Genomic DNA, 24,164 nt, shown 5'->3' on the forward strand with positions numbered 1-24,164 from the left:
CCTTAAGATGCCGTAAAGATGCAGGTAGAAAGCACTATTGCAGCTGCAGTGCGCCTATACTCGACCTCGCGAGCATACAGTGGTGTCTTCACCGCGTATGCACGCATGGACAACGCTTCAGAAAGGCTACGCTATGCAGCGCGACGCATCGGACACTCGCGTCAATCCAGACCTCATCCTCAAGGCAATTGAGAAAGACGAGGTCGCCGATGACACTCGAACCAGCCGGGGACACCTCAAAATTTTCTTTGGCTACGCTGCTGGTACAGGCAAAACCTATGCAATGCTTCAAGCCGCCCACGCCGCCAAGCGGCGAGGTGTCGACGTCGTCGCGGGATACATCGAGCCGCACGAACGTCCGGCAACTGCCCATCTTGCACAAGGGCTTGAGAACGTGTCCTGTAAACTCATCGAGCACAACGGCATTGCGCTCAGCGAGTTCGATCTAGATGCGGCTATCGAGCGCGCCCCTCAGCTCATCCTTGTCGACGAGCTCGCCCATACGAATGCGCCGGGGTCTCGCCACGACAAACGCTATCAAGACGTCGAGGAACTTCTACATGCGGGCATCGACGTCTATACGACCGTGAACGTTCAGCATATCGAGAGCCTAAACGACATGGTTGCATCCATCACCGGCGTTGTCGTGAGCGAACGAATCCCCGACCGTATCTTCGATGATGCCGACCAGGTCGAGCTCGTCGACATAGAGCCCGAAGACCTACTTGAGCGCCTTCGCGCCGGCCTCGTCTACCGTCCCGCACAAGCCGACCGAGCGCAACAGCATTTTTTTACCGTCGAGAACCTCACCGCACTCCGAGAAATCGCGCTGCGCCGCTGCGCCGATCGCACCGGTCACCTCACAGACGCCGCACGCGTGCTGGGAAACCGTGACTACTACACCAGGGAGCGTATCTTAGTCTGTGTCTCCCCGGCGCCGACCAATCCCCGCATCATCCGTGCCGCCGCACGCATGGCGAAAGCGTTTCGCAGCGAACTCGTCGCCCTGTTCGTAGAGAGCCCGCGCACGCAAGCCATGAGCGATGATGAGCGCGCCAAGCTTGCAGCCAATATCGCCCTAGCCGAGCAGCTCGGAGCACATATGGAAACCGTCTATGGCGACGACATCGCGTTTCAGATCTCCGAGTTCGCGCGCCTGTCGGGTATTTCGAAGATCGTCATGGGGCGCACGGGCGAGCGCAGCAGCGTCCGTCAGGCCCTCTTCGGCCGCAAATCTCTCGTAGAACAGCTCATAACATTCGCCCCGAACCTCGACATTTACATCATTCCAGAACAGTCGACTCCGCCCTCCCGACCCAAAGGACGCCGCCATGCGCTCGCCCTGCAGCCGCCCAGCAGCCGAAACGTGCTTCGCACGCTGGCCCTCTCTCTTGCCGCCACGGCGATCGGCACGGCTTTCCGCCATCTGGGATTTGCCGACTCCAGCATCATATCCCTCTATATCTTCACGGCCCTGCTGACCGCCGTCACCACGACGGGGCGTATCTGCACGATCGTATCGAGCGTGCTCTCTGTAGTGCTTTACAACTTCTGCTTTGTCACGCCTCTGTTTTCGCTCGCCAGCTACGACCGAAGCTATCTGGTCACGTTCGGCATCATGTTCGCCACCGCTATGGTCGCCGGCGAGTTAACTGCGCGCATCGCCGACAACGCCCGTACATCCGCCGAGAACGCATTCAAAACGCGCGTACTCCTCGAAACGAACCAGCTCTTGCAGCAAGCCCATAGCGCGGAGGAGTGCGCCCGCGTCGCCATGAACCAACTCGTCAAACTGCTAAAACTCGACGTGGTCTTCTACCCCGCCGAACACGGCACGCTCGGCAAGGCGCTCTATGAGTCCGCTGGCACCGAAAACCGATCCGCGTCGCTGCTCACCGACTACGAGCGCGCCGTTGCAACCTGGACCTACACCAACAACAAGCGCGCGGGCGCAAGCACGCGGACCCTGCCTGAGGCGCGCTGTCTCTACCTCGCGGTTCGCACCGGCGACAAGGTATTCGGTGTCATCGGCATCGCCCTGGAGGGGCGCGAGATCGAAGCCTTCGAGCATTCGATCGTCCTATCTATCGTAGGTGAATGCGCCTTGGCGCTCGAAAGCGACCGGGCGGCGCAAGAGCGCGAAGAGGCTGCGGTCTTGGCGAAAAACGAGCAGCTGCGCGCCAACCTTTTACGCTCCATCGGCCACGATTTGAGGACACCCCTCACGGCTATATCCGGATCTGCGGCAATCCTTCGGAAGAGCGACGAGAAGCTCAGCCTCGAACAACGCTGCGATCTTGCCGATGCCATCTACGACGACTCCCTCTGGCTTATCGATACCGTGGAGAACCTCCTCGCCATCACACGCGTCGAGGACGGCACCATTCGCCTCAACTTAACATCCGAGCTCATCGACGAGGTCATCGAGGCCGCCCTCAGCCATGTCGCCCAAGCATCGCATGGACGTGCCGTCACCATCGAGCACACTGACGACATCCTGCTGGTACGCATCGACGTCCATCTCATCATGCAGGTGCTTACGAATCTCATCATGAACGCCTTCAAATACACGCCCGAGGACTCGTCTGTCACCATCAGCGCACGTCGCGAGGGCGCGTTCGTCGTGGTGGACGTCGCAGACGATGGGCCGGGTGTGGCAGACTGCGACAAGCCTCATATCTTTGAGCGCTTCTTCACCTCAAGCAATACGCGGCCCGTGGATTCGCGTCGAAGCATCGGCCTTGGCCTGTCGCTCTGCCGCTCCATCGTGGAGGCGCATGGCGGCGTCATCGAAGTTCGCGACAACCACCCCCATGGGGCCGTCTTCCGTTTTACCCTGCCCGCCGAGGAGATTGAGATTCATGAATAATGCCGCTAAGCCACGCATCCTCCTGGTCGAAGATGACCCGACCGTTCAAAACCTCGTTTCGACCGCGCTTGACCTCCACGGCTATGTCGTGAGCAAGGTTTGCAACGGCCAAGCCGCCATCATGGATGCGGTGTCGCACGGCCCCAGCCTCATCATGCTCGACCTCGGCCTTCCCGACATTGACGGTATCGAGGTCATCACGAAGATCCGAAGCTGGTCGGCAGTCCCCATTATCGTCATTTCGGCGCGCACCGAAGATTCCGACAAGATTGCAGCACTTGACGCAGGGGCAGACGACTACCTCACCAAGCCCTTTTCTGTGGATGAGTTGCTCGCGCGCGTCCGTGCGAATTTGAGGCGCTCCTCGATGGCGTCGAGCGAGTCGACAGAAGCGAGCACGTTCGACAACGGTCCGCTGCATATCGACTACGCCGCGGGATACGCGACGAAAGACGGACGCGAGCTCTCGCTCACCCCAACCGAGTACAAATTGCTCGTCCTTCTGGCGAAAAACGTCGACAAGGTGCTCACCCACACCTTCATCACCCGCGAGATATGGGGCACGAGCTGGGACAGCGATCTGGCGAGCCTGCGCGTGTTCATGCGCACCCTGCGTAAGAAGATCGAGGCAGACCCCTCTCACCCCAAAATGATTCAGACGCACATGGGCGTCGGGTACCGCATGCAGCGTCTCTAGCCCACTCCACAAAAAGTTGCGGTGGAATACGGAGTAGATAAGGCCTTTGACAGCCAAAACAGTCCGTATTTCACCGCAACTGATTTAACGAGACCCCAAAATACTCTTCGACTCGCCGCGCTCTCCCTCAAATGCGCAAAGCGCCCCGCGAACGGATGCTCGCGAGGCGCTTAGATGTCTGGGCCTTACTTGATTCCGCGGCCCAAGTCTTCGGCGATTTTGTCTACGCCCTTAAGTGCGGCGCACGTCTTTTTGTTGGAGCAATGCCCCGTGCAAACGCCACCCTGAGCGCAGTCGGCGCAGGTGCCCTTGCGGTAGACGCGCACGCATACCGCGACAAACGCAACGCCGATAACAGCCAGTACAACAATATCGATAGGTGCCATAGCAAGCCTCCTCTAGTTAACCATCACTTACTTTACCCCATTCTCCACCTACCAAAAAGGGACAGGTTTATTTTGGTCGGTTTTATCTGCGGAAACGCCACATCTTAACTTCTGGGGCAAAGTAATCTGTCTCCCATGCACAAAAAGCCCGGGGTCGCTGGGACACCCGGGCTCGTGAAAAGGGGTTAATCCTTATTCGGACTTAAGCGGAAACTGCGGCGGAAGCAGTGTTGGTCTCGTCCTCGTCGGTCCATGCATGCTTGGGCATGGGACGGAAGATCTGGAAGAGCATCGCAACCAGCAGCACGATGGCCACAATCGTCCAGATACCAAACTGTCCAAGAACAAGCAAGTTGTAGAACTGGTTGATGAACAGGCCGATCACCCAAGCAAAGGCGCACTCGTAACCGATGGCGATCGCAGTCCACTTGCCGGAATCCATCTGGTTGCGGATGGTGCCAATGGCGGCAAAGCACGGAGCGCACAGTAGGTTGAAGGCGCCGAAGGCAACGCAAGCGCCCATGGTGGGGAACATGCCGGCAAACGCGGTCCACAGGCTCGGGTCGGTCTCGCCCGCGTCGGCGACGGACAGCAGCGAGCCGGCGGTGGCGACGACGTTCTCCTTGGCGACGAGGCCAGAGACAGTCAGCGCGGTGGCCTGCCAGGTGCTAAAGCCGAGCGGGGCGAAGATCCAAGCGACCAGGTTGCCCAGCATGGCAAGCACGGAGTAGTCCATAAACTCCTCGGGGATGCCGTCCATCGCAGGCAGGAAGCCAAAGGAACCGTTATAGCTACCAAAGTTGGACAGGAACCAAACCACGACAGTGGACGCAAAGATGACCGTGCCGGCCTTCTTGATAAAGGCCCAGCAGCGCTCCCACACGTGCAGCGCCCAAGAGCGGATCGCCGGGAAGTGGTAGGCAGGAAGCTCCATAACAAACGGCGTCGGGCGGCCGGCGAAGAGCTTGGTCTTCTTGAGCATGAGGCCCGAGGCGATGACGGCAAAGACGCCCAGGAAGTAGAAAAGCGGGCTGATCCACGCGGCGGTGGTAGAAGAATCGCCGATGATGGAACCCATGAGCAGGGCGATGATCGGCAGCTTGGCGCCACAGGGAATAAACGTGGTGGTCATGACCGTCATGCGGCGGTCCTTCTCGTTCTCGATGGTCTTGGTGGCCATGACGCCGGGGACGCCGCAGCCCGAGGACACGAGCATGGGGATAAAGGACTTACCGGACAGGCCAAAGCGGCGGAACACGCGGTCCATGATGAAGGCAACGCGGGCCATGTAGCCGCAGTCCTCCAGGAAAGACAGCATCACGAACAGCAGGAACATCTGCGGGACGAAGCCGAAGATGGCGCCCAGGCCGCCGACGATACCGTCGCAGACCAGCGAATCGACCAGGCCACCGTCCTCGGTGCCGCCCGCCACAAGGGCGTCGTGCACCACGGTGGTGATACCCGGGACATAGGGGCCGTACTGCGCCGGGTCGACCGAATCGGCAGCATCGCCCGCTGCCTCGACGGCCGCATCGTAGGCGTCGCGGCCCTGACCGAGCACATACCAACCGTCGGTGCCAAAGAGCTGGTCGTTGGTGAAGTCGGTCACCGTGCCACCCAAGGTGGAAACGGCGATGTAGTACACGCAGAACATGATGACCACAAAGATCGGCAGGCCCAGGATACGGTTGGTAACCACGCGGTCGATCTTCTCGGAGGTGCTCATCTTTGCCGGAGCCTTGGTGAGGCACTCGTCAATGATGTGGGCAATCACGCCGTAGCGCTCGCCGGTGATGATGGACTCGGCATCGTCGTCGCAGTCCTGCTCGCACTGGGCGACCAGCTCCTCCACGCGAGCGGCCTTCTCCTTGGTGAGGTTGATGAGCTTGCAGGCGTCCGCATCGCGCTCGAACAGCTTGACGGCGTAATAGCGGCGCTTGTTGGCGGGAACGCTCGCCGGCAGGTTGTTCTCGATGTGCGTCAGGACATCCTCGATGGAGGAGTCGAACTTGTGCTCCGGCACCTGGCCCTTGGAGGCAGCGGACTTCTTAACCTGCTCGAACAGCTCCGTGATGCCCTTGTTCTTAAGAGCGGAGATCATCATGACCGGGCAGCCGAGCTTCTTGGAGAGCTTGTCCGTGTCGATCTTGTCGCCGTTCTTCTCGACCAAGTCGGCCATGTTGAGGGCGACGACCACGGGCAGGCCGGTCTCGATAACCTGAAGCGCCAGGTACAGGTTGCGCTCGAGGTTGGTGGCGTCGACAACCTGGACGACAACATCGGGCTCGCCGCTCATGAGGTAATCGCGCGAGCACTGCTCCTCGGGGCTGTAGGGGGAAAGCGAGTAGATGCCGGGGAGGTCCGTGATGGTAACGTTCTTGTCGCTTAGGAGCTTGGCCTCCTTTTTCTCAACCGTGACGCCGGGCCAGTTGCCAACGTAGCCGTTGGCGCCGGTGATCAGGTTGAAAAGCGTGGTCTTGCCGCAGTTGGGGTTACCCGCCAGCGCGACATGGATCTGAGAATCCGCCATTCAATCCTTCTTCCTTGTGTGCCTGCGCTGCTTTCTCCGCGCAGGCTGGATAATGTGCTTCAAAGATGCTGCATTAAGTTAGAAAAACCTAACTTTATCTGCAGAAATATACGCCGCGAGCCCTTACTGGACCTCGACGACAGCCGCCTCCTCCTTGCGGATGGAAAGCTCGTAGCCGCGCACGTTGATCTCGACCGGATCACCGAGCGGTGCAACCTTCACGACCTTGAACGAAGTGCCCTTGATGAGCCCCAGGTCCATAAGGTGGCGGCGAAGCGCACCCTCACCGTGAAGCTTGACGATGGTGGAACTCTCGCCCACCTTAACGTCACCCAACGTCTTCATCCTCTTGTCCCCCTTTCGGTTTTTATGAAATGCTGCAGACTAACCGACGGTCATGATGTGCATGGCCACCTTGGAATCGATGCCAAAGCGCGCGCCCAGCACCGTGACGATGATATTGGCGCCACTCGAGCTCACCACGTGGATTTCGTTGCCCTCGACAAAGCCGAGGTCCTTGAGGTGGTGTTTCATGTCCTCATTGCCCTTTACACGAGACACGCGCACGGTTTCGCCCGCTTTTACCATCGAAAGCGGCATGGCCGGCATCTGCGGTCCGCAAGACATGAGTGGCTCCTAACGTCAGTTCGTCCTCAACATCGACGCGATAAAAGTTAACCACGTCTATGTTCGCTTTAGTAAACTAGCACGTGGTTAACTTTTTGGAAAGGGTCCCCATTCAGATTTCGAAAAAGTTTCCTATACGAAACAAAACAAAAAGGCGCGGCAAAGGACCATCCTTTACCGCGCCCTATCATGCCTAGAGCGAGAGATTTCTGATCGATGTGACGCAAGAGGCCTCATCCACGCCCGAAACACGAAAGACGACGTTCTCTCCGCACTCACCATAGAGGGCCATGAGCCCCATGACATCGCGGCCATCCGTGTGGCGGTCGCCGATACTGACTGACACGTCGCTACGATGCTTGGCAATGATGTCATAGAGCAGCGCAACCGGGCGGGCATGTAGTCCCAACGGATCTTTAATCGTCTTTGTAAACTCGACCATGTCCCCTCCCGCGGCATCGCACATTCGGCCGGCAAACCCAGCCACGTGGTAGTTATTGTAGCGTTAGATGCTTGTTGAGGGTGGGACGGAAACCGCATCCCACTTCGAGCGTCAATGATGGGACACAGTTTCCGCCAGAAGGCTCAATCGGAAAGCGCGTCCCGTTATTTGGCTGGATTCTGGGTCGCAGTTTCCAAAGGGACTCTGTTTGGGAAACTGCGACCTGTTTTGGACGCAAATTCCGGGTCGTAGTTTCCGCGACGTCCGATCGCCCCATGCCCTCACAACCTCGGCGCATAAAAAACGAGGGAAGGAGCGCGTCCTTCCCTCGTTACGGGCACTATGTAGCCGCTCGCCTACATCAGGCGCAGGCTGACGTCCTTGAGCTGGGCGCCGCTAACGGCACTCGGGGCGCCCGACATAAGGTCGGAGCCGCTGGCCGTCTTGGGGAACGCCATGACGTCGCGGATGGAGTCGGAACCGGTGAGCAGCATGCACACGCGGTCCAGGCCCAGAGCAAAACCGCCCATCGGGGGCGCACCAAACTTGAGGGCCTCCATGAGGAAGCCGAACTGAGACTCGGCGCGCTCCTCGGTAAAGCCCAGGAGCTTGAGCATGGACATCTGCATCTCGGCGTTGTGGATACGCATACCGCCACCGCCGGCCTCAAAGCCGTCCATGACAAAGTCGTAGGTGCACGAACCGGCTGCCAGGGGATCGGCCTCGATCTTGGCGATGTCGGTCTCGGTCGGCAGGGTGAACGGCTGGTGCTCGGCTGCATAGGCCTTGCGGTCCTCGTCCCAGTGGAACAGCGGGAAGTTGACGACCCACAGGAAATCGTGACCCTCGCGCTTGATCTCGAGCGCGTTGGCCATGTGGGAGCGCATGCCGCCCAGGATCTCGTCAGAGAGCAGGCGCGGACCGGCGGCGAACATCACAAGGTCGCCGGGCTCGACGTCCATGCGCTCACGCAGAGCCGCCATCTCCTCGTCCGAGAAGAACTTGACGATGGGGCTGTTGATGGAGCCGTCCTCGCGGAAGGCGATCCAGGCCAGGCCCTTGGCGCCAAACGTGGAGGCCACGCCGGCGAGCTTATCGATCTTGGCACGTGCCCAGGCACCGGCGCCCTTGGCGTTGATGGCCTTGACGACAGAGCCCTCCTCATTTGCGGCGGTCGCAAAGACCTTGAACTTGGAGTTGGCAAAGATGTCGGTCAGGTCGACCAGGTGCATGCCATAGCGGGTATCGGGCTTGTCGGAGCCATAGGTGTCCATGGCCTCCCAGTAGTTCATGCGACGCAGCGGCGTGGGCATCTCGACGCCCATGCGGCCGAAGGCATCGGCCAGGACCTCTTCGAGCGCACTCATAACGTCGTTCTGGTCCACGAAGGACATCTCGATATCGACCTGGGTGAACTCGGGCTGACGGTCGGCACGCAGGTCCTCGTCGCGGAAGCACTTGGCGACCTGGTAGTAGCGCTCAACGCCACCGACCATGAGCAGCTGCTTCAGGAGCTGCGGGGACTGCGGCAGGGCGTAGAAGTTACCCGGCTGGATGCGGCTGGGGACGATGAAGTCGCGGGCGCCCTCGGGCGTGGACTTGAACAGGGAGGGCGTCTCAACCTCCATGAACTCACGGTTGTGCAGCGCCTCGCGAATGGCAAAGGTGAAGTCGGAGCGCAGCTTGAGGTTGGCCATCATCTCGGGACGGCGGAGGTCCAGATAGCGATAGCGCAGGCGGGTGTCCTCGCTGGTCTCGATGCCGTCCTCGATCTGGAACGGCGGGGTGACGGACGTATTGAGTACCTCGGCGTGGTCGGTCAGGACCTCGATCTCGCCGGTCGCGAGCTTGGTGTTGGTGGTCTCCTCGCCACGAGCGCGCACGACGCCGTGGATCTTGATGGGCCACTCGGGACGCATGGTCTCGGCGATCTTAAAGGCATCGCCGTCGGAGTGCTCGGGGTCGAAGGTGAGCTGCGTGATGCCCTCGCGGTCGCGAAGGTCACAGAAGATAAGGCCGCCGTGGTCGCGGCGACGGCTCACCCAACCGGTGAGGGTGACCTCTTCGCCCACGTTCTCGAAGCGAAGCTCGCCGCAGGTACGGGTGTGCATGGAATGCTCATCGATGGGACGGGTCTGGCTCATACCATTGATCCTCCTTTATGGATCTGTGCCGCCCCGTGTCGTTCCGGGCGGCGTCGTACAGATTTGCCCAGCCTGCGTAAACCGCGCAGCCGGGCATGGCGTTCTATCTTATCGCACCCGCGTCGATGTGCCGCGAAAAAGTAGCTCTTGCCCAAAGACTTGACGGAGACGAAACAATTGACGCGGCCTGGCCGTCGCCCAAGCGCGCGGCGTGCGACAATGTGCCCCAATACAACCGCACTCGGAAAGGCCCGTCATGACCGCACGCCTCATCGTTATGGATATCGACTCCACGCTCATCAACCAGGAGGTCATCGACCTGTTGGGCGAGGAGGCCGGCGTGGGCGAGCAGGTAGCGCAGATCACCGAGCGCGCCATGCGCGGCGAGCTCGACTTTAAGCAGGCGCTCGAGGAACGCGTGGGGCTGCTTGCCGGCTTGGATGAGAGCGTATTCGAGCGCACCTTTGAGCGCGTGACGTTTACCCCCGGCGCGCTGGAGCTTGTGCGCTCGGCACACAGCAAGGGCTGGAAGGTCGGCGTGGTAAGCGGCGGCTTTCACGAGGTCGCCGACAAGATCGTGGCCGCCGCGGGCATCGACTTTTGCCTCGCTAACCGCCTGGAGGTCGTGGACGGCAAGCTCACCGGTAAGCTGGCGGCAGACATCGTGACCAAGGAGTCCAAGCTCATCCAGCTGCTGGATTGGGCGGTTGAGTGCGGTGTCGACATGGCCCACACCGTCGCGATCGGCGACGGCGCCAACGACATCCCCATGATTCAGGCCGCGGGCACGGGCATCGCGTTTTGCGCCAAGCCCAAGACGCGCGAGGCCGCCCCGTTTGCCATCGACGAGCGCAACCTGATGCTCGCCATGGACATCATCCTGCGCGACTAGCCGATCCGTCTAACAATTGAATCAGTCTGTCCTATAGTTTCCGAACAATTTTGTCTTAGTGTTCGGAAACATACCCTTTGAGTGCTAGACTTTGCGCCGTCGAAGGGAACATATATGGATAAGCGAGATCTTGAGCAGTTGCTGAGCGATGTTGCCGGCGGAGCAGTCGCCCCGGCAGACGCCCTCACGCGCATCCAGACGGCGCCAACCGCCGATCTGGGTTTTGCGCAGCTCGATCTTTCGCGCGGGGTGCGCCAGGGAGCCGGCGAGGTTGTCTACGGTGCCGGTAAAACCGCCGAGCAGATTGCCGCCATTATCAAAGCACTGCGCGATGCCGGTCAGGAGCGCATCCTGGTCACGCGCCTGGATGCCAAAAAGGCAGCCCGCACCTCGGAGCTCCTCGACAACGACATCGACCTGGGATATGTCCCGGACGCGCAGCTCGCCCTCGTGGGCGGCAAGCCCTCCCCCACCGGCAACGGACGCATCGTCGTCGCCTGCGCCGGCACGAGCGACTTGCCCGTCGCCGAAGAAGCCGCGTTGACGGCCGAGTTCTATGGCAACGAGGTCGACCGCCTCTACGACGTAGGCGTCGCCGGCCTGCACCGTCTGCTCGCGCATGCCGAGGAACTTGCCCAGGCACAGGTGGTCATCGCCATCGCCGGCATGGAAGGCGCGCTGGCGAGCGTTGTCGGCGGCCTGGCGAGCTGTCCGGTCATCGCCGTTCCCACCAGCGTGGGCTACGGCGCGAGCTTTGGTGGCGTAGCCGCGCTGCTCGCCATGCTCAACTCCTGCGCCAGCGGCGTTTCGGTCGTCAATATCGACAACGGCTTTGGTGCCGCCTACCAGGCAAGTCTTATCAATCATCTGGGCGCCGGCACACCTCGCGCCCGTTAAGGAGCATTTCATGTCTAACCATCAGCACACGCTTATCATCGACGGCACCTCGGGCATCAGCGGCGATATGACCGTCGCGGCCCTGCTCGACCTGGGCGCCAGCGAGGAACACCTGCGCGAACAGCTCGCCACGCTGCCGGTCGACGGCTTTGAGATTGCCGTTACGCGCGTAAACAAGCATGGCATCGACGCCTGCGACTTTGACGTTCAGCTGGCAGAGGAGCTCGAGAACCACGACCACGATATGGCCTGGCTCTACGGCAACGAAACAGCTGTCGAGCACACGCACGAGCACGAGCACGGGCATGAGCATGAGCATCACCATCATGATCATGGCGGGCACGAACACGAGCACTGCCATGAGCACGACCATGAGGGCCACGCCCATGAGCACGAAGATCATCACCACACCCACCACCATCACCACCGTTCTTTGGCGGATGTCGCCGCCATCATCGATGGCTCGCAGTTAAGCGATGGCGCCAAGCGCCGCGCGCTCGCCATCTTTACCGCGCTCGCCGCCGCCGAGGCCAAGGCCCACGGCAAAACGCCCGAGACCGTCATGTTCCACGAGGTAGGCGCCATCGACTCCATCGTCGACATCTGCTCGGTCGCCATCTGTCTCGATGACCTGGGTATCGAGGACATTGTCGTCGAGTCGCTCTCCGAGGGTCACGGCACCATCCACTGTGCCCACGGCCTTATGCCCATCCCGGTGCCCGCCGTCGTCAACCTATGCCAGGCAGGCAATATCGCCCTCACGCCCGCACCGGTCGCCGGCGAGCTCGTGACGCCCACGGGCGCCGCCATCGTCGCCGCACTGCGCACGTCCGAGCACCTACCGGCCCGCTACCGCATCGAGGCCGTCGGCTACGGCGCCGGTAAGCGCCCCTACGAGGGTTGCTCCGGCACGCTCCGTTGTCTGCTCGTTCACGTGGATGCATAGCCATGGATGCCCGCAAAGAAAAAAGCCGCGCTGCCATCGTTGCGGCGTTCTCCGAGCTGCTACGCGAAGTGGACTACGGCAAGATTACCGTCGGCGACATCATCGCGCGCGCTCACGTAGGCCGCGCGACATTCTACGGCCTCTTTAAGAGCAAAGACGACCTACTGTCCGAGCTCGTGAGCGACATCTGTACCCACGCCCTCGACGACGATGGCACACCGCTCGACGACCCACTCGTGCAGGTCGAGCATATCCTCAACAACCTCTGGGAGCGCCGCCAGGGCGTTCGAGCCCTCGTAGCCGGCGCCGGCTCCCGCGTCTTCGCCGACTGCTTACGCAAGACCATCATGTCACGAGCAGCCGAAACCGTCCCCGCCGACTCCACAGGCCCCGCTGGCACCATGGACCGCAGTTTCTTACTACACCACATAGCCTCAAGCTTCGTAGGAATGGTCCAATGGTGGGCCTGGCACAACTTCGAAGCCCCAAAAGAGGACGTAGCCAAAGACTACCTCTCAGCCATCAAGCCCCTCTTCAACTAAGTAAGAAGCTCATCCCAAAGCATCGCCCCAACCCAGGCCGCCACGCACCCCAAAGTGTCACTCGCACCTCAAAGCGCCTAACAACAAAGTGCCCACCACATCCAAATTCAGATATATATGTTGGTTGCTTGTTCGAACACAACTGGATTCCCGCAGGGTCCGGCATAGGTTAACTTTTCGCCGCACTCCGCAGGACGCAAGAAGCTCCCGCCGCACGAAGTGCGCAGCGAGAGCTTCTTGCATGTCCGAGGACGCGGCGAAAAGTTAACCTATGCCGGACCCGGGCGTTATATCAATTGTCTTGGACTAGAACATGCCCAAGAAACCATGCACAAACAGTGCGGCCAGAGCGGCACCGATAAACGGTGCGATGCCAGGAACAAGCAGGCCGTACTTCCAGTTGTTGTCAGCCTTGTTCTTAATCGGCAGCACCTGATAGGCCATGCGAGGACCAAGGTCACGAGCCTGGTTCATGGCGAAGCCGGTGATGCCGCCCATGCCCATGCCAACAGCCCAAACGATCAGACCGACGCAGATAGCGAGCATCAAAACGTTCTCGCCGGCACGGCTAGCGGTAGCCAGGATGGCGCTGATGAACACAAAGGTGCAGATAGCCTCGCAGAAGAAGTTGCGGGCATAGTTGGTGCCCTCGGTGGTGGGGTTGGTCGAGAAGATGTTGCGCTGGGCAATAGGGTCGACGACGCCGTCGGAAGCCTTGAACTCATCGGCATACATCAACCACGCGATCACGGCGCCCACAAAGCCGCCGAGCATATCGGCAATCATGAAGGGGATGCAGCTGCTCCACGGCACCAGGCCCACGATGCACTGGGCAAGCACCATGGCGGGGTTCATGCACACGGCGCCGCCAAAGATAAACAAGGCGACCGAGATGCCAAAAGACCAGGTGGTGATGGCAAACATGTGGCCGGAGCCCTGATACTTGGTGCCCTTAAGCACGGTATCGCAGTGCACGCCCACGCCAAAGATGATCATGAGGGCCGTTGCGCCGAATTCGCAGAGGAGTTTGGTAAGCATAAAACCTTATCTTTCTTGTCGGTTATAAACGATTCGTTTAGGCCGCGTACTAGTGCTGTGCGACGACAACGCCCAGGCCATCGGGAATGACGGCCACCTTGGCATCGGCACCCTTCATCTCAAAGGCGAGCTTGAGCGCCTCATCGAGGGTGTTGACCGGCGTCATGTGCATATCCTTGATCATCTGGTGATCGCACAGGTCGGTGACCATGATCACAGGGTGATGCGCCAGGATGCGGGCAAAGATCTGGCTCGTCCACTGGTCGGGCAGGGTCTCGTCCTTAGGACGGTCGATGCAGGCACGCTCAAACTCCGCCGGATCGTTGTCGGCGATGTTGTGATAGAAGCCCTCGCCACCGTGACCGTCGGCACAGCCGGCGACGTCGATGATCACGCCGCCCTCGGGAAGCGTAGCCTCGGCAGAGCACATGCCCTTCACGGCCTGATAGATGTTCTGGTCGAGCGGGTAGCCGCCGTTGGTGGTGATGGCAATCTCGCACTCGACGGGCTCAACACCGGCAAGGCTCTTCACGAACTCGCAGCCAGCCTCGTGCGCCTTGTGGATGTCGCCGGCAAAGGAGCCGATGACCTCGTGCTTGCCGTTGAGCACCACGTTGAGCACAAAGGCAAGGTGAGCCATCTCGGCAGCGGCAAACATGTCCTCGCTCACGTGGTTGTGGCACAGGTTGCCGGCACGCGAATGGGAATCGTTCACAAACTGACCATTGTGGTTGTACATGATGGTCTTGTAGCTGGCGATGCCAGGCAGGACGGACTTGCGGCTACCAGAGAAACCGGCAAAGAAGTGCGGCTCAATAAAGCCCTCGGCAAGCAGCAGATCGCAATCGGCAGCAATCTTGTTGATGATGCACTCGCCACCAGAAGGCAGGGTGCCGATCTTTTTCATCATGCTGTCGTCAGTCGCGACGTGCATAACGATTTCCTCGTTGGCAACGATCTCCTCGCCGTACTTGTTGACGAGCTCCTCGTGCGTCGACGGACGATGCATACCCGTAGCAACCAAAATACGCACGCGAGCCTCGGGCGCAGCGGAATGGATGTGATGCAGCAGAATAGGCATCGTCACACGCGAGGGAACGGGGCGCGTATGATCGGAGCTAATAATGACGATATCCTTCTTGCCAGCACAAAGCTCCTCGAGCGAAGGCGAACCATAAGGGTTGGCAAGCGACTCCTCTACCAGCTCTTCCTGCGATTTTGTAGTCTTAAACTCGTTTTGATGACCTTCCATCACACCCGCGAAGTTCTTATCCTCGAGCTCCAGATGCAACGTCTTGTGGTCAAACGGCAGTTCACATTCAAACAATGACGAGCGCCCTCTTCCTTTCATCTAACACACTAGATAAACCGTTGGAAGGATACGCCGCTCACCGAAAAACACCACCGTCCACCGACTCATTAACACAACGTTCATATTTGACCCACAACAAAACGGCCACGATCCCAAACGGGACCGCAGCCGCCTGTCAAAGACACTATAGACAGGATGATTTACGCAGCGCCGAGGCAAACATCTAGTCCGAGACGTACGCACGTAAGCCATTTTGCATAAATCCGTTAATTAATTGCATAAGATGGCGCATGGATTTCTGGCCATAACTGGGTAGTACCCTCCGGAGCGTGCATTTTTGCGAGTATTCAGCATCGCGGGATAAGATTTTGGTGCCAAAAATCTTTCAAAAGGTAGATAGTCCTCATGACTCGACCCATCTGGATAGCATGCGGCGAGAAACCAGCCATATATGATCGTCGCCAAAGCCCAATCGTCGTGCAAAAGCATCAACAAAGGCAGCGAAAGCCGGCTATGGCCTTATGCATCAATCTTTGGCTACTGAAAACTCCGTTTTTTGCACGTCGCCCCAAGCACCACCCTCACCCAGCGGCTGATCCGCCGAAGACCGGACATCGCAGGGCCCGCCATTAGTTTACTTTTAGGCACACTCCGCAGGACGCAAGAAGCCCTCGCCGCACTCCACGCTATGCGCGAAGCGCGCCTTATTCCCTTCAGCTTTAATCCCAGAAGACCGAGGACGAAGGGATCCGATGGGTTTCCCTCTGAATGCACTCCGCAGCACGAAGCCCCCTTATCCGCAGCTCCGAAGGAACAGGATAAGGGGGCTTCAAGTGCGAGGACGCATTCAGAGGGAAACCCATCGGGTCCCGGTGAGAGCCACAGGGCTATCGATTACCCCGTGTTCTGCAATCCTGCCGAGACGCCGGTCACAGTCGAAAGAATCAGGCTCATGTACTCGGCCTTCTTCTCCTCGGCCATCTCGTCCTGGTTCATACGCACCTCGCGAAGGGCGCGGACCTGGGCGATGGACAGGGCGTCGACATAGGGGTTGCGCACGCGGACGGCGCAGCCGAGCACGCGACGGCGCTGCAGCGGCCACTCGTCACCGACGATGGCAAGGACCCACTTACGCGTGAGCTGCATCTCGGTAAAGACCTTCTCGGACAGATCCTGGCGGTCGCCCAGGTGCAGATACATCTTGGCGATGCGCTGGTCGGTCTTGGCGATCGACATCTCGATGTTGTCGATAAAGGTGCGGAAGAACGGCCACTCCTGGTAGGCAGCCTTGAGCTGGTCAAGATCGCCAAGCTGCTCGCAGGCGGTGCCCAGACCGTACCAAGCGGCCAGGTTAATGCGCGCCTGGCTCCAGCTGAAGATCCACGGAATGGTACGCAGGTCGTCGAGTGACTTCGCACCCAGACCGCGCTTGGCCGGACGCGAGCCGATCGGCAGCAGACCGACCTCGGTCAGCGGCGTCACGGTCGAGAACCACGGTGTAAAGTCCTCGGTGTTCAGCAGGTCCAGATAGCGCTCGTGGCTTGCGGTGTTGAGCTTCTCGGCCATATCCCAGAACTTCTGCGTGGTCTCGGTGTTGGTCTTCTCGACACTCGGGGCCGACTGCAAAAGCGTTGCGGCAGCAACGGACTCAACATGGCGCTGAGCCAGCGTGCGGTTGCCGTAACGGGCAAAGATGACCTCGCCCTGCTCGGTGAGCTTAAAGAAGCAGTTGACCGAACCCTTGGGCTGCGCCAGCACGGCCTTGTTGGCCGGGCCGCCACCACGGCCCACGGCACCGCCGCGACCGTGCATGAGCACCAGGTCGATATCGTTCTTCTCGGCCCACTTGGCGATGCGCTCCTGCGCGGAGTGCAGCGCGAGCATGGCCGTGGTAGGACCGGCGTCCTTGGAGGAGTCGGAATAGCCCAGCATGACCTCCATGCGGCGGTTGGTCTGGGCAAGGCGCTTTTGCACCACGGGCAGCGTAAGCATCTGGTCGAGCACGTCGATGCAGCCCTCGAGGTCCTCGAGCTGCTCGAACAGCGGGATCACGTCGAGCTCGGGGACATCCTCCTCGTGTGCAAAGGACAGGTGGGCAAGCTCAAAGACGTCGGCCACATGCTGGGCGCTCTTGGTGAACGAGATGATGTAGCGGTGCGCCATCTTCTTGCCGTAGCGCTTTTGGATGGAGCCGATAGCGCGGAAGGTATCGATGACCTCGCGCGTCATGGGCTGCAGGTCGCCATGGATACCGTTCTCGTGGATATCCTTGAGGGCGCGGGCGTGCACCACAGAGTGCTGACGGAACTCCATCTCGACCATATGGAAGCCGAAGGACTCGACCTGCCAGATGATGGTTTGGACCGGACCGTAGGCGGCACGGACGGCACCGCAGGCAGCAAGCGAACGCTGGACGACGCGCAGGTCATCCAGGAACTCGTCGGCGCTGTGGTACATGGTGTCGGTGATGCGGCGCACGGTGGCGTTCAGGCGGTCGGCCATGACGAGCATGACGGCGCGATGCGGCTCGTGCTCGGAGATCAGCTCGGCGCGGGCCGTGTACCGAGGGCTCATCTCGACCTGATGGTTCCACAGGTTAATGAGCTCGGCCGACGGCTTGCTGTAGGTAGCCTCGAGCGTGAGGTTGCGGCCGATGTGGCGGCACTTGTCCTCGAGCTTGAGCACCATGTGCGTAAAGTACTTGGCGGCGACCTCACGGCTCACCTTGGCGGTGACGTTGGGGTTACCGTCGCGGTCGGAACCGATCCAGCTGCCGGGATGGAAGAACGCCGGGCACAGCGGCGGCACAGTACCGGCCTTGTCGCCCAGCACCCAATCGTCAAAACGACGATAGATAACGGGGATAACGTCGAACAGCGTGTTATCGAAGATGTCGATGATGGTATCGGCTTCCTCGACCGGCGTGGGCTTCTTGAGCGCGATGGGGCTCGTACGCACCAGGGCGTCGATCTCCTGCAGCATATGGCGCTCGTTCTCCACCAGGTCGGAGCCGCCCAGACGCGGACGCTCCTCCAGCAGGTTGGAGATACGGCGGATCTTGCCCTCGACGGCCTTACGACGGGCCTCGGTGGGATGTGCGGTAAAGACAGGGTGGAACTCGAGCTTGTCGAGCAGCTCGTTGGCACCCTCGACACCCAGCTCATTCACCAGCTGGTGATAGGCAACGGTAAGCTCGTTGGCAGGATCGACCTCGGTATCGGTCGACGCACCGGCCTCGCGCTCGCGCAGCTGCGCCACACGGTAGTTCTCCTCCGACAGGTTTGCCAGATGGAAAAAGCTCGTAAAGGCGCGGACAATGACCTGCTGCTTATCGAGCGGCAGGCTGTCGATCAAATCGACGACCTCACGAAATGCCACGGCAGTGGGCTCGTCGGCGGTGGGCACGCCCTGCTCGTCGACGGCTTCGTCGGCAGCGCAGGTACCGGGGTTGCCGGCATTGACCACAATCTCGGCTGTCAAAATCTTGTCGAACAGGTCCGCGATCTCGGGATCATACTCGCTAAGCACACGGCGCTCCAGGCGCAAGAACAGCGCCAGATTGTCGCGCAGCTCCTCGGGGATCTCGATCTCGGCGAGACGCTCCCTGGACTCGGCATTCGAGCCGATTCGGTTAACGAGGCGGTTGACCACGGCAGCGACGCGCGCCGCGGCTTCGGGTACAGACTGGTTGCTTAGGTTCTCAGCCACGTTTCCTCCCATTCCTCCTTCTATGCACGTAACATGCGGTATTCATTATAGGCGCTTGAGAAATACTTTCGACACTGATTGCGCTTTACCACACAAAAGTATTTTCTGCATTGCAAAGGTTTTTGCCCTAAATGGTCGTATTTCTCGGTGGGCGGCATACGTAAACGGGGGCATTCCGCATAAAAGCGAAACACCCCCGTAACAATAGCTCGTCGCGAGCGGGACATGTTAGCGGGTCCGCAGCTCAAAAATCATGCGCTACAGACGCTCGCGAACCGCCTCGACGACGTTGGCCAGATCGACGAGAACCTCGTCATGGCTCTGCATGTCGCGCACCTTGACCTTGCCGGCGGCAAGCTCGTCGCCGCCCAGGACCAGGATGAGCTTGGCGCCTACCTTATCGGCCTGCTTAAACTGGGCCTTGAGCGAACGGCCCTGATAGTCGGCCTCGGTCACAATCCCTGCGGCGCGAAGCTCCTGCGTAATGGTAAAGACGTTCTGACGCAGCTCCTTGCCGGCATTGGCGACGTAGACGCACGGGACCTCCTCGGCACCCAGGTCGCTGCCAAAGGCCTGCAGGGCCAGCAGGGCGCGCTCAAAACCGACGGCGAAGCCGACGCCTGCCGTGGGCTTGCCGCCCTCGAGCTCGACGAGACCATCGTAGCGGCCGCCGCCGCCGATGGAGCCGACGCCGGCGCCAGGGGCCTCGACCTCAAAGACAGTACGGGTGTAGTAGTCCAGGCCGCGCACCAAGGTGGGATCCTCGACATACTCGATACCGGCGGCATCCAGATAGCGCTTGACTTGCTCGTAGTGCTCGCGGCACTCATCGCACAGGTTGTCACCCATCAGCGGAGCCTCGGCCATGATCTCGCGGCAGTGGTCGTTCTTGCAGTCAAAGGCACGCAGCGGGTTGAGCTCGGCGCGCTCGCGGCACTCATCGCACATCTCGTCTGCGTGATCGAGGATAAACTGCTTGACTTGCTCGCGGTAAGCCGGACGGCACTGAGCGTCGCCCATCGAGTTAATGAGCAGACGAAGCTTGGAAAGATCGAAGCCCAGGCGCTTGTAAAACTCCATGAGCATGATGATGCACTCGGCGTCTGCCGCCGGATCGGGAGCGCCGAGCCACTCGATGCCCACCTGGTGGAACTGGCGCAGGCGGCCCTTCTGGGGACGCTCGCCGCGGAACATGGCCTCGGCGTAGTACGCCTTAAACGGCGTGGAGCCCTGGGGCACCAGATTGTTCTCGACGACAGCGCGCACCACGCCGGCCGTGCCCTCGGGGCGAAGCGCCAGGCGCTGCTTGGGCTTGAGTTTGGTGTCGGTGCCCTCGGTAAAGACGCGCTCCAGGTTGGCACCGCTGAACACGCGGAACATTTCCTTGCGCACGACGTCGGTCGACTGGCCGATACCGTGGACAAACACGTCCACCTGCTCGATCGCGGGCGTCTCGATGGGTTTAAAACCAAACGGCTCGAACACGCCGGCCGCAATCTGCTGCATCTTTTGCCAGGCGCGCATCTCGGCGCCGATAAGGTCGCGGGTTCCCTCCGCCTTCTGTGCCTGCATGGGCAAACACCTTTCTTTTGTATCGCGTTATAGGTAACGGTCATTATACGGCACAAATACAAACAGCGGCGGCGCGTCTGACCGAACGAGGGTATGGGGACTCGTTCGGCCAGACGCGCCGCCGCTGTTTGTGATCCCTTTTCCTCCGTCCCCTTCGGATCACGTGATCCCTTGGGGACGGAGGAATAGGGATCATTTCGTAGGCCCGTGGCCGCCTTGGAAACCGAATGATGGTACGAGCATCCATTCGGCTTCCAAGGCGGCCACGGACAGAACGGGACGAACAGAAAAGAGCGACGGACGCCTACTCCCCCGCCACGCTCGCGCGCAGCTTGGCGGCGATGGGCTCGGATACCAGCAGGAACACGAGCATGACCACGGAGCACGCCAAGCACACGATCCAGGTGCTCGCAAAGGAGCCCGAAACGGCAAAGAGCACGTAGACCTGCCACAGCTCACCGACAAAGCTCATGCCAGCAAGCACCGCTGAGGTAGCGATAACGGTGAGCGAGCCCAATATGCGGCCACTCACCTTATCGGCAACATGGCCGATAACGAGCGAACCCACGACACTCACCACGGTGGAGATAGCGTTGGAGATATTGTACTGGGCAAGCGTAATCCCGAGGTCGCTGACGATCAGCGGTTGGAACAGGCTCATGCAGTTGACGAAAATCGTGTAGCACGTGGCCATGATCACGAAGCCGGAGGTCACCACGAGCCAGCCGGGGAAGAACTTACGCTGCTGGGGCATTGGTTACTCCTTGTGGTCGGCGATATAGCCCAAAGCGACGGCGGTATAAGCCGCAGCACCGAGCGGCAGCTCGGCATCGTTAAAACGTGCCTTGGGATGGTGCTGGGCAAAGTGTTCGTCCGTGTCGGTTACGGCCGCGCCCACGGTAAAGTATGCACTCGGAATCTCGCTCGAGATAAGCGCGAAGTCCTCACTCGCCATGGCATGGAAAAGCGGCAAGAAAGCCGCCTTGGGCAGCACTGCGCCCACATAGCCAAGCGACGCCTGAGTCATATCGCTGTCGAGTACAAGCGGCGGAACATCCGAAAGCGTCTCGATGGTCGCCGGCGTACGATATGTTGTGGCAACGCCGTTAACGACCTCCGCGATGCGGGTCTTTAGGTGAGCCATGAGCTCAACATCAAAGCCGCGCAGCGTTCCCTCGAGCACGCAGGTGTCGGGAATGACGTTGGCCGCTTGGCCACCGGCAAACTTACCCACGGTCAGTGCGACCTCCTTGGCCGCCGGCACTTCGCGAGCAATGAGCTCCTGAAGCGCCAGGTGCACATGGACGCCGGCCGTGATGGGGTCGATGCAGATCTCGGGGCTCGAGCCATGTCCGCCCTTGCCCTGCAGCGTGATGCGGAAACCGTACACGCCCGAAAGCGCCGGGCTCCCATAGAGCACCAGGCCGAGCGGCGATTGGCTGTTAACATGCATGGCAAAAGCCGCCTGAGGACGCGGGTTCTCGAGCAAGCCGTCGGCGATGGCAGCGCGTGCCCCCTCAAAGGTCTCCTCGCCCGGCTGGAACAGCAGTTTGACGGTAGCGTTGGCGTCGACAAGCTCGGCCTCGCGGGCCTTGAGCAAGCGCGCCGCACCAAGCAGCGCCGTCGCGTGCATATCGTGACCGCAAGCATGCATGCAGCCGTTCGTAGAGGCGAAAGGCTCGCCCGACTCTTCGGCAACGGGCAGGGCATCCATGTCGCCACGCAGCATAATGACCGTTCCGGCCTGTTCGTCCGTGCAGACGCCATTGCCCTGGGCCGCGGTGGCACCGGCACCGACAAGGCCCACAACACAGGAACCATCGACGAGCGTGGCAAACGGGATGTCCATCTCGGCCAGGCGCGCTTGGATATACGCAGAGGTCTGCGGGAGGTCGTTACCAAGTTCGGGCGTCCGATGCAGATCGTGACGCCATGCGGCAAGCTCATCGGCAAAAGTTTGAGCCTCTTTGACCAGACTGTCGCCAATGGCGGCTTGCGCCGCCGCGGTGGCCTTGGGCGCTGATTGCGGTTGAAGATCGGACAGTGCTGGTGCCATAGATGCCCTCCAGTAACGTTTTTGCAGCAAGCACTTTGATAGCGTAAAGTGCAAGGTACTACTTTAAGGGCGACGCATAAAAAATGCCGCCCCGGGAGGCGGCGCAACAAATTGTTTACAATTGCGGGCGCGGCTTTCGACGCAAAAAATCGAAATGCGTCTCGCTCAAGATAATCGAAAGAAAGATGAGCGCGAAGCCGGCGAGCAGGCGCGAGGTGAGCGCCTCCCCCATCAGCAGCACCGAGAACAGCACACCCGAAGGCGACTCCATCGAAAGGAGCAGCGAGCCCGTCGAAGCCGGGACATGCGCCAGGCCGACATTTTGGATGAGCAGAGCCACACATGTGCAGCCCACCGAGAGAAACGCCATCACACTGATAAAGCTCGGCGTCCAAACGGACAGCGGCGCTTGGATCTCGAATAGCAGCGACGAGATCAGGCTCAGCACGCCGTTGCCCACAAACATCCAAAACGTGATGACGTTGATGTCCATCTTGCGGCCATACTTGGCGGTCACCGCCATCTGGATGGCAAAGAAGACCGCACCGCCCAGTGTGATGACATCGCCGACATTGAACTCGACGCTATCGAGCGCCACCAGACCAATGCCCGCCAGGCACAGCAACGCGGCGCCCAAGTTGTAACGGGTAAGCTTTTCGCCGCTTAGAACGTAGCTCGCAAACGGAACCAAGATGCAGTACGTGCCCGTCAAAAATGCACTCTTGCCCGCCGTGGTCTGTGCCAGGCCGATCGTCTGCAAACCGTAGGCACCCCACATGAGCGCGCCCATGCCAAGTCCAACAATCAGGTTTCGAGCGTTGAAATGGGCAACAATGCGCTCGTGGAAGATGGCAAGCATGACCAACGACGCCGGAAGAAAACGAATGTAGAGCAGCTCGAACACCGGAATGGTATCGAGCGCATCCTTCATGGTGGTGAAGGAATAGCCCCAGATGACCGCCACCGAAAGCAGCAAGACCTTCCAGAACAGCGGCGAGCGCGCACCGGCACCGCGAGAGGCACCGCCGGCACCTAGGTCTTCGCGGGCTACAGGGCTATCGGGCATATTCTCGATTTCGTTGGCAGCGTATTGGGCCATGGAACATCCTCACACTCAATCTGGGCGTGGTGTCCGCACGCGTATGGCTGCGTGCCGCCTCATGGTCAAATAAAAACGGGGCGCACCGGACCCCCGGCACGCCCCGCTACTGTAGCAACAACCAGCGTTGCATCGCAATCCAGCATAATAAAGTGTAAAACTGGAAGGCCTCGATGTTCTGACAGCGTTTACGTGTCTGAACTAAATCAATTTGGTTGACTCCAGTTTTTCGATGATCCAGTCGTTGGCTTTGATGACCGGACGGCGGAAGACGACGCCCAGGGCCAGCGACGGGATCAGATAGCTTGCCAAGATACCCAGCTCAACCCAGTACTCCATATGATAGGCACCGGCCATGGCGGCGTGCATGGCGTTGATGCCGTGAGTAAACGGCAGGAACGGATCGA

General features: G+C 60.2%; 20 protein-coding genes. 6 read left to right on the forward strand and 14 right to left on the reverse strand.

The features are described 5' to 3' along the window. Positions 1 to 133 precede the first annotated feature (133 nt). Together AB5758_RS08075 and AB5758_RS08080 are read left to right on the forward strand one after the other, a co-directional pair. Positions 134 to 2,869 carry an ATP-binding protein gene (locus tag AB5758_RS08075; RefSeq protein ID WP_368155486.1) on the forward strand — a complete coding sequence of 912 codons (2,736 nt, stop codon included), beginning with the start codon at positions 134 to 136 and terminating at the stop codon, positions 2,867 to 2,869. Continuing rightward, positions 2,862 to 3,566 carry a response regulator transcription factor gene (locus tag AB5758_RS08080; protein WP_161160344.1) on the forward strand — a complete coding sequence of 235 codons (705 nt, stop codon included), beginning with the start codon at positions 2,862 to 2,864 and terminating at the stop codon, positions 3,564 to 3,566. Before AB5758_RS08075 ends, AB5758_RS08080 begins: the two co-directional genes overlap by 8 nt. Before the next feature lie 185 nt (positions 3,567 to 3,751). On the opposite strand, the gene AB5758_RS08085 is transcribed toward AB5758_RS08080, so the two are convergent. From AB5758_RS08085 to aspS, 6 genes are all read right to left on the reverse strand, one after another. Continuing rightward, complete coding sequence (locus tag AB5758_RS08085; protein WP_161145097.1) at positions 3,752 to 3,952, reverse strand: hypothetical protein; 201 nt, start codon at positions 3,950 to 3,952, stop codon at positions 3,752 to 3,754. Between the two features lie 202 nt (positions 3,953 to 4,154). Beyond that, positions 4,155 to 6,482 carry a ferrous iron transporter B gene (gene feoB / locus AB5758_RS08090; RefSeq protein ID WP_320676427.1) on the reverse strand — a complete coding sequence of 776 codons (2,328 nt, stop codon included), beginning with the start codon at positions 6,480 to 6,482 and terminating at the stop codon, positions 4,155 to 4,157. A gap of 123 nt (positions 6,483 to 6,605) precedes the next feature. Continuing rightward, positions 6,606 to 6,827 carry a FeoA family protein gene (locus AB5758_RS08095; protein ID WP_006234774.1) on the reverse strand — a complete coding sequence of 74 codons (222 nt, stop codon included), beginning with the start codon at positions 6,825 to 6,827 and terminating at the stop codon, positions 6,606 to 6,608. A 39-nt stretch (positions 6,828 to 6,866) separates the two neighbouring features. Then, positions 6,867 to 7,109 carry a FeoA family protein gene (locus tag AB5758_RS08100; RefSeq protein WP_022094360.1) on the reverse strand — a complete coding sequence of 81 codons (243 nt, stop codon included), beginning with the start codon at positions 7,107 to 7,109 and terminating at the stop codon, positions 6,867 to 6,869. Positions 7,110 to 7,302: 193 nt separating this feature from the next. Next, positions 7,303 to 7,551: an HPr family phosphocarrier protein gene (locus AB5758_RS08105; RefSeq protein ID WP_195362300.1), complete on the reverse strand. Its 249-nt coding sequence runs from the start codon at positions 7,549 to 7,551 to the stop codon at positions 7,303 to 7,305. 356 nt (positions 7,552 to 7,907) lie between these two features. After that, positions 7,908 to 9,695, reverse strand: a complete 1,788-nt coding sequence (aspS, locus tag AB5758_RS08110) for an aspartate--tRNA ligase (protein ID WP_117583379.1) — start codon at positions 9,693 to 9,695, stop codon at positions 7,908 to 7,910. 256 nt (positions 9,696 to 9,951) lie between these two features. On the opposite strand from aspS, the gene serB reads away from it, so the two are divergent. The 4 genes from serB (at position 9,952) to AB5758_RS08130 (ending at position 12,972) form a co-directional block, all read left to right on the forward strand. Beyond that, the gene (gene serB / locus AB5758_RS08115) at positions 9,952 to 10,587 is read left to right on the forward strand and encodes a phosphoserine phosphatase SerB (RefSeq protein ID WP_117563673.1); all 636 of its coding nucleotides are present in this window, start codon (positions 9,952 to 9,954) and stop codon (positions 10,585 to 10,587) included. 114 nt (positions 10,588 to 10,701) lie between these two features. Continuing rightward, positions 10,702 to 11,484 (forward strand): nickel pincer cofactor biosynthesis protein LarB, encoded by a 783-nt coding sequence (gene larB / locus AB5758_RS08120; protein ID WP_320676453.1) that lies wholly within the window; start codon positions 10,702 to 10,704, stop codon positions 11,482 to 11,484. Between the two features lie 10 nt (positions 11,485 to 11,494). Then, positions 11,495 to 12,430, forward strand: coding sequence for a nickel pincer cofactor biosynthesis protein LarC (larC, locus tag AB5758_RS08125; protein WP_320676455.1), 936 nt, complete (start codon positions 11,495 to 11,497; stop codon positions 12,428 to 12,430). Between the two features lie 2 nt (positions 12,431 to 12,432). After that, positions 12,433 to 12,972: a TetR/AcrR family transcriptional regulator gene (locus AB5758_RS08130; RefSeq protein ID WP_320676457.1), complete on the forward strand. Its 540-nt coding sequence runs from the start codon at positions 12,433 to 12,435 to the stop codon at positions 12,970 to 12,972. A gap of 306 nt (positions 12,973 to 13,278) precedes the next feature. On the opposite strand, the gene larD is transcribed toward AB5758_RS08130, so the two are convergent. The 8 genes from larD to AB5758_RS08170 all read right to left on the reverse strand — a co-directional run. Beyond that, the gene (larD, locus tag AB5758_RS08135) at positions 13,279 to 14,010 is read right to left on the reverse strand and encodes a D/L-lactic acid transporter LarD (protein WP_320676459.1); all 732 of its coding nucleotides are present in this window, start codon (positions 14,008 to 14,010) and stop codon (positions 13,279 to 13,281) included. Positions 14,011 to 14,059: 49 nt separating this feature from the next. Then, positions 14,060 to 15,337, reverse strand: coding sequence for a nickel-dependent lactate racemase (gene larA, locus AB5758_RS08140; RefSeq protein ID WP_022093875.1), 1,278 nt, complete (start codon positions 15,335 to 15,337; stop codon positions 14,060 to 14,062). Positions 15,338 to 16,216: 879 nt separating this feature from the next. Further along, positions 16,217 to 19,030: a phosphoenolpyruvate carboxylase gene (locus AB5758_RS08145; protein ID WP_438265954.1), complete on the reverse strand. Its 2,814-nt coding sequence runs from the start codon at positions 19,028 to 19,030 to the stop codon at positions 16,217 to 16,219. A gap of 258 nt (positions 19,031 to 19,288) precedes the next feature. Further along, positions 19,289 to 20,602 carry a histidine--tRNA ligase gene (gene hisS, locus AB5758_RS08150; RefSeq protein ID WP_320676463.1) on the reverse strand — a complete coding sequence of 438 codons (1,314 nt, stop codon included), beginning with the start codon at positions 20,600 to 20,602 and terminating at the stop codon, positions 19,289 to 19,291. A 304-nt stretch (positions 20,603 to 20,906) separates the two neighbouring features. Beyond that, positions 20,907 to 21,356 carry an MFS transporter gene (locus tag AB5758_RS08155; RefSeq protein WP_320676465.1) on the reverse strand — a complete coding sequence of 150 codons (450 nt, stop codon included), beginning with the start codon at positions 21,354 to 21,356 and terminating at the stop codon, positions 20,907 to 20,909. Between the two features lie 3 nt (positions 21,357 to 21,359). Continuing rightward, complete coding sequence (locus AB5758_RS08160) at positions 21,360 to 22,658, reverse strand: M20 family metallopeptidase (protein ID WP_320676467.1); 1,299 nt, start codon at positions 22,656 to 22,658, stop codon at positions 21,360 to 21,362. A gap of 115 nt (positions 22,659 to 22,773) precedes the next feature. Further along, complete coding sequence (locus AB5758_RS08165; protein WP_320676469.1) at positions 22,774 to 23,757, reverse strand: DMT family transporter; 984 nt, start codon at positions 23,755 to 23,757, stop codon at positions 22,774 to 22,776. A gap of 201 nt (positions 23,758 to 23,958) precedes the next feature. Continuing rightward, a partial coding sequence (locus tag AB5758_RS08170) for a hypothetical protein (RefSeq protein ID WP_368155487.1) occupies positions 23,959 to 24,164 on the reverse strand: 206 nt, incomplete at its 5' end.

This window comes from Collinsella aerofaciens (assembly GCF_040926405.1).
GTDB lineage: Bacteria > Actinomycetota > Coriobacteriia > Coriobacteriales > Coriobacteriaceae > Collinsella.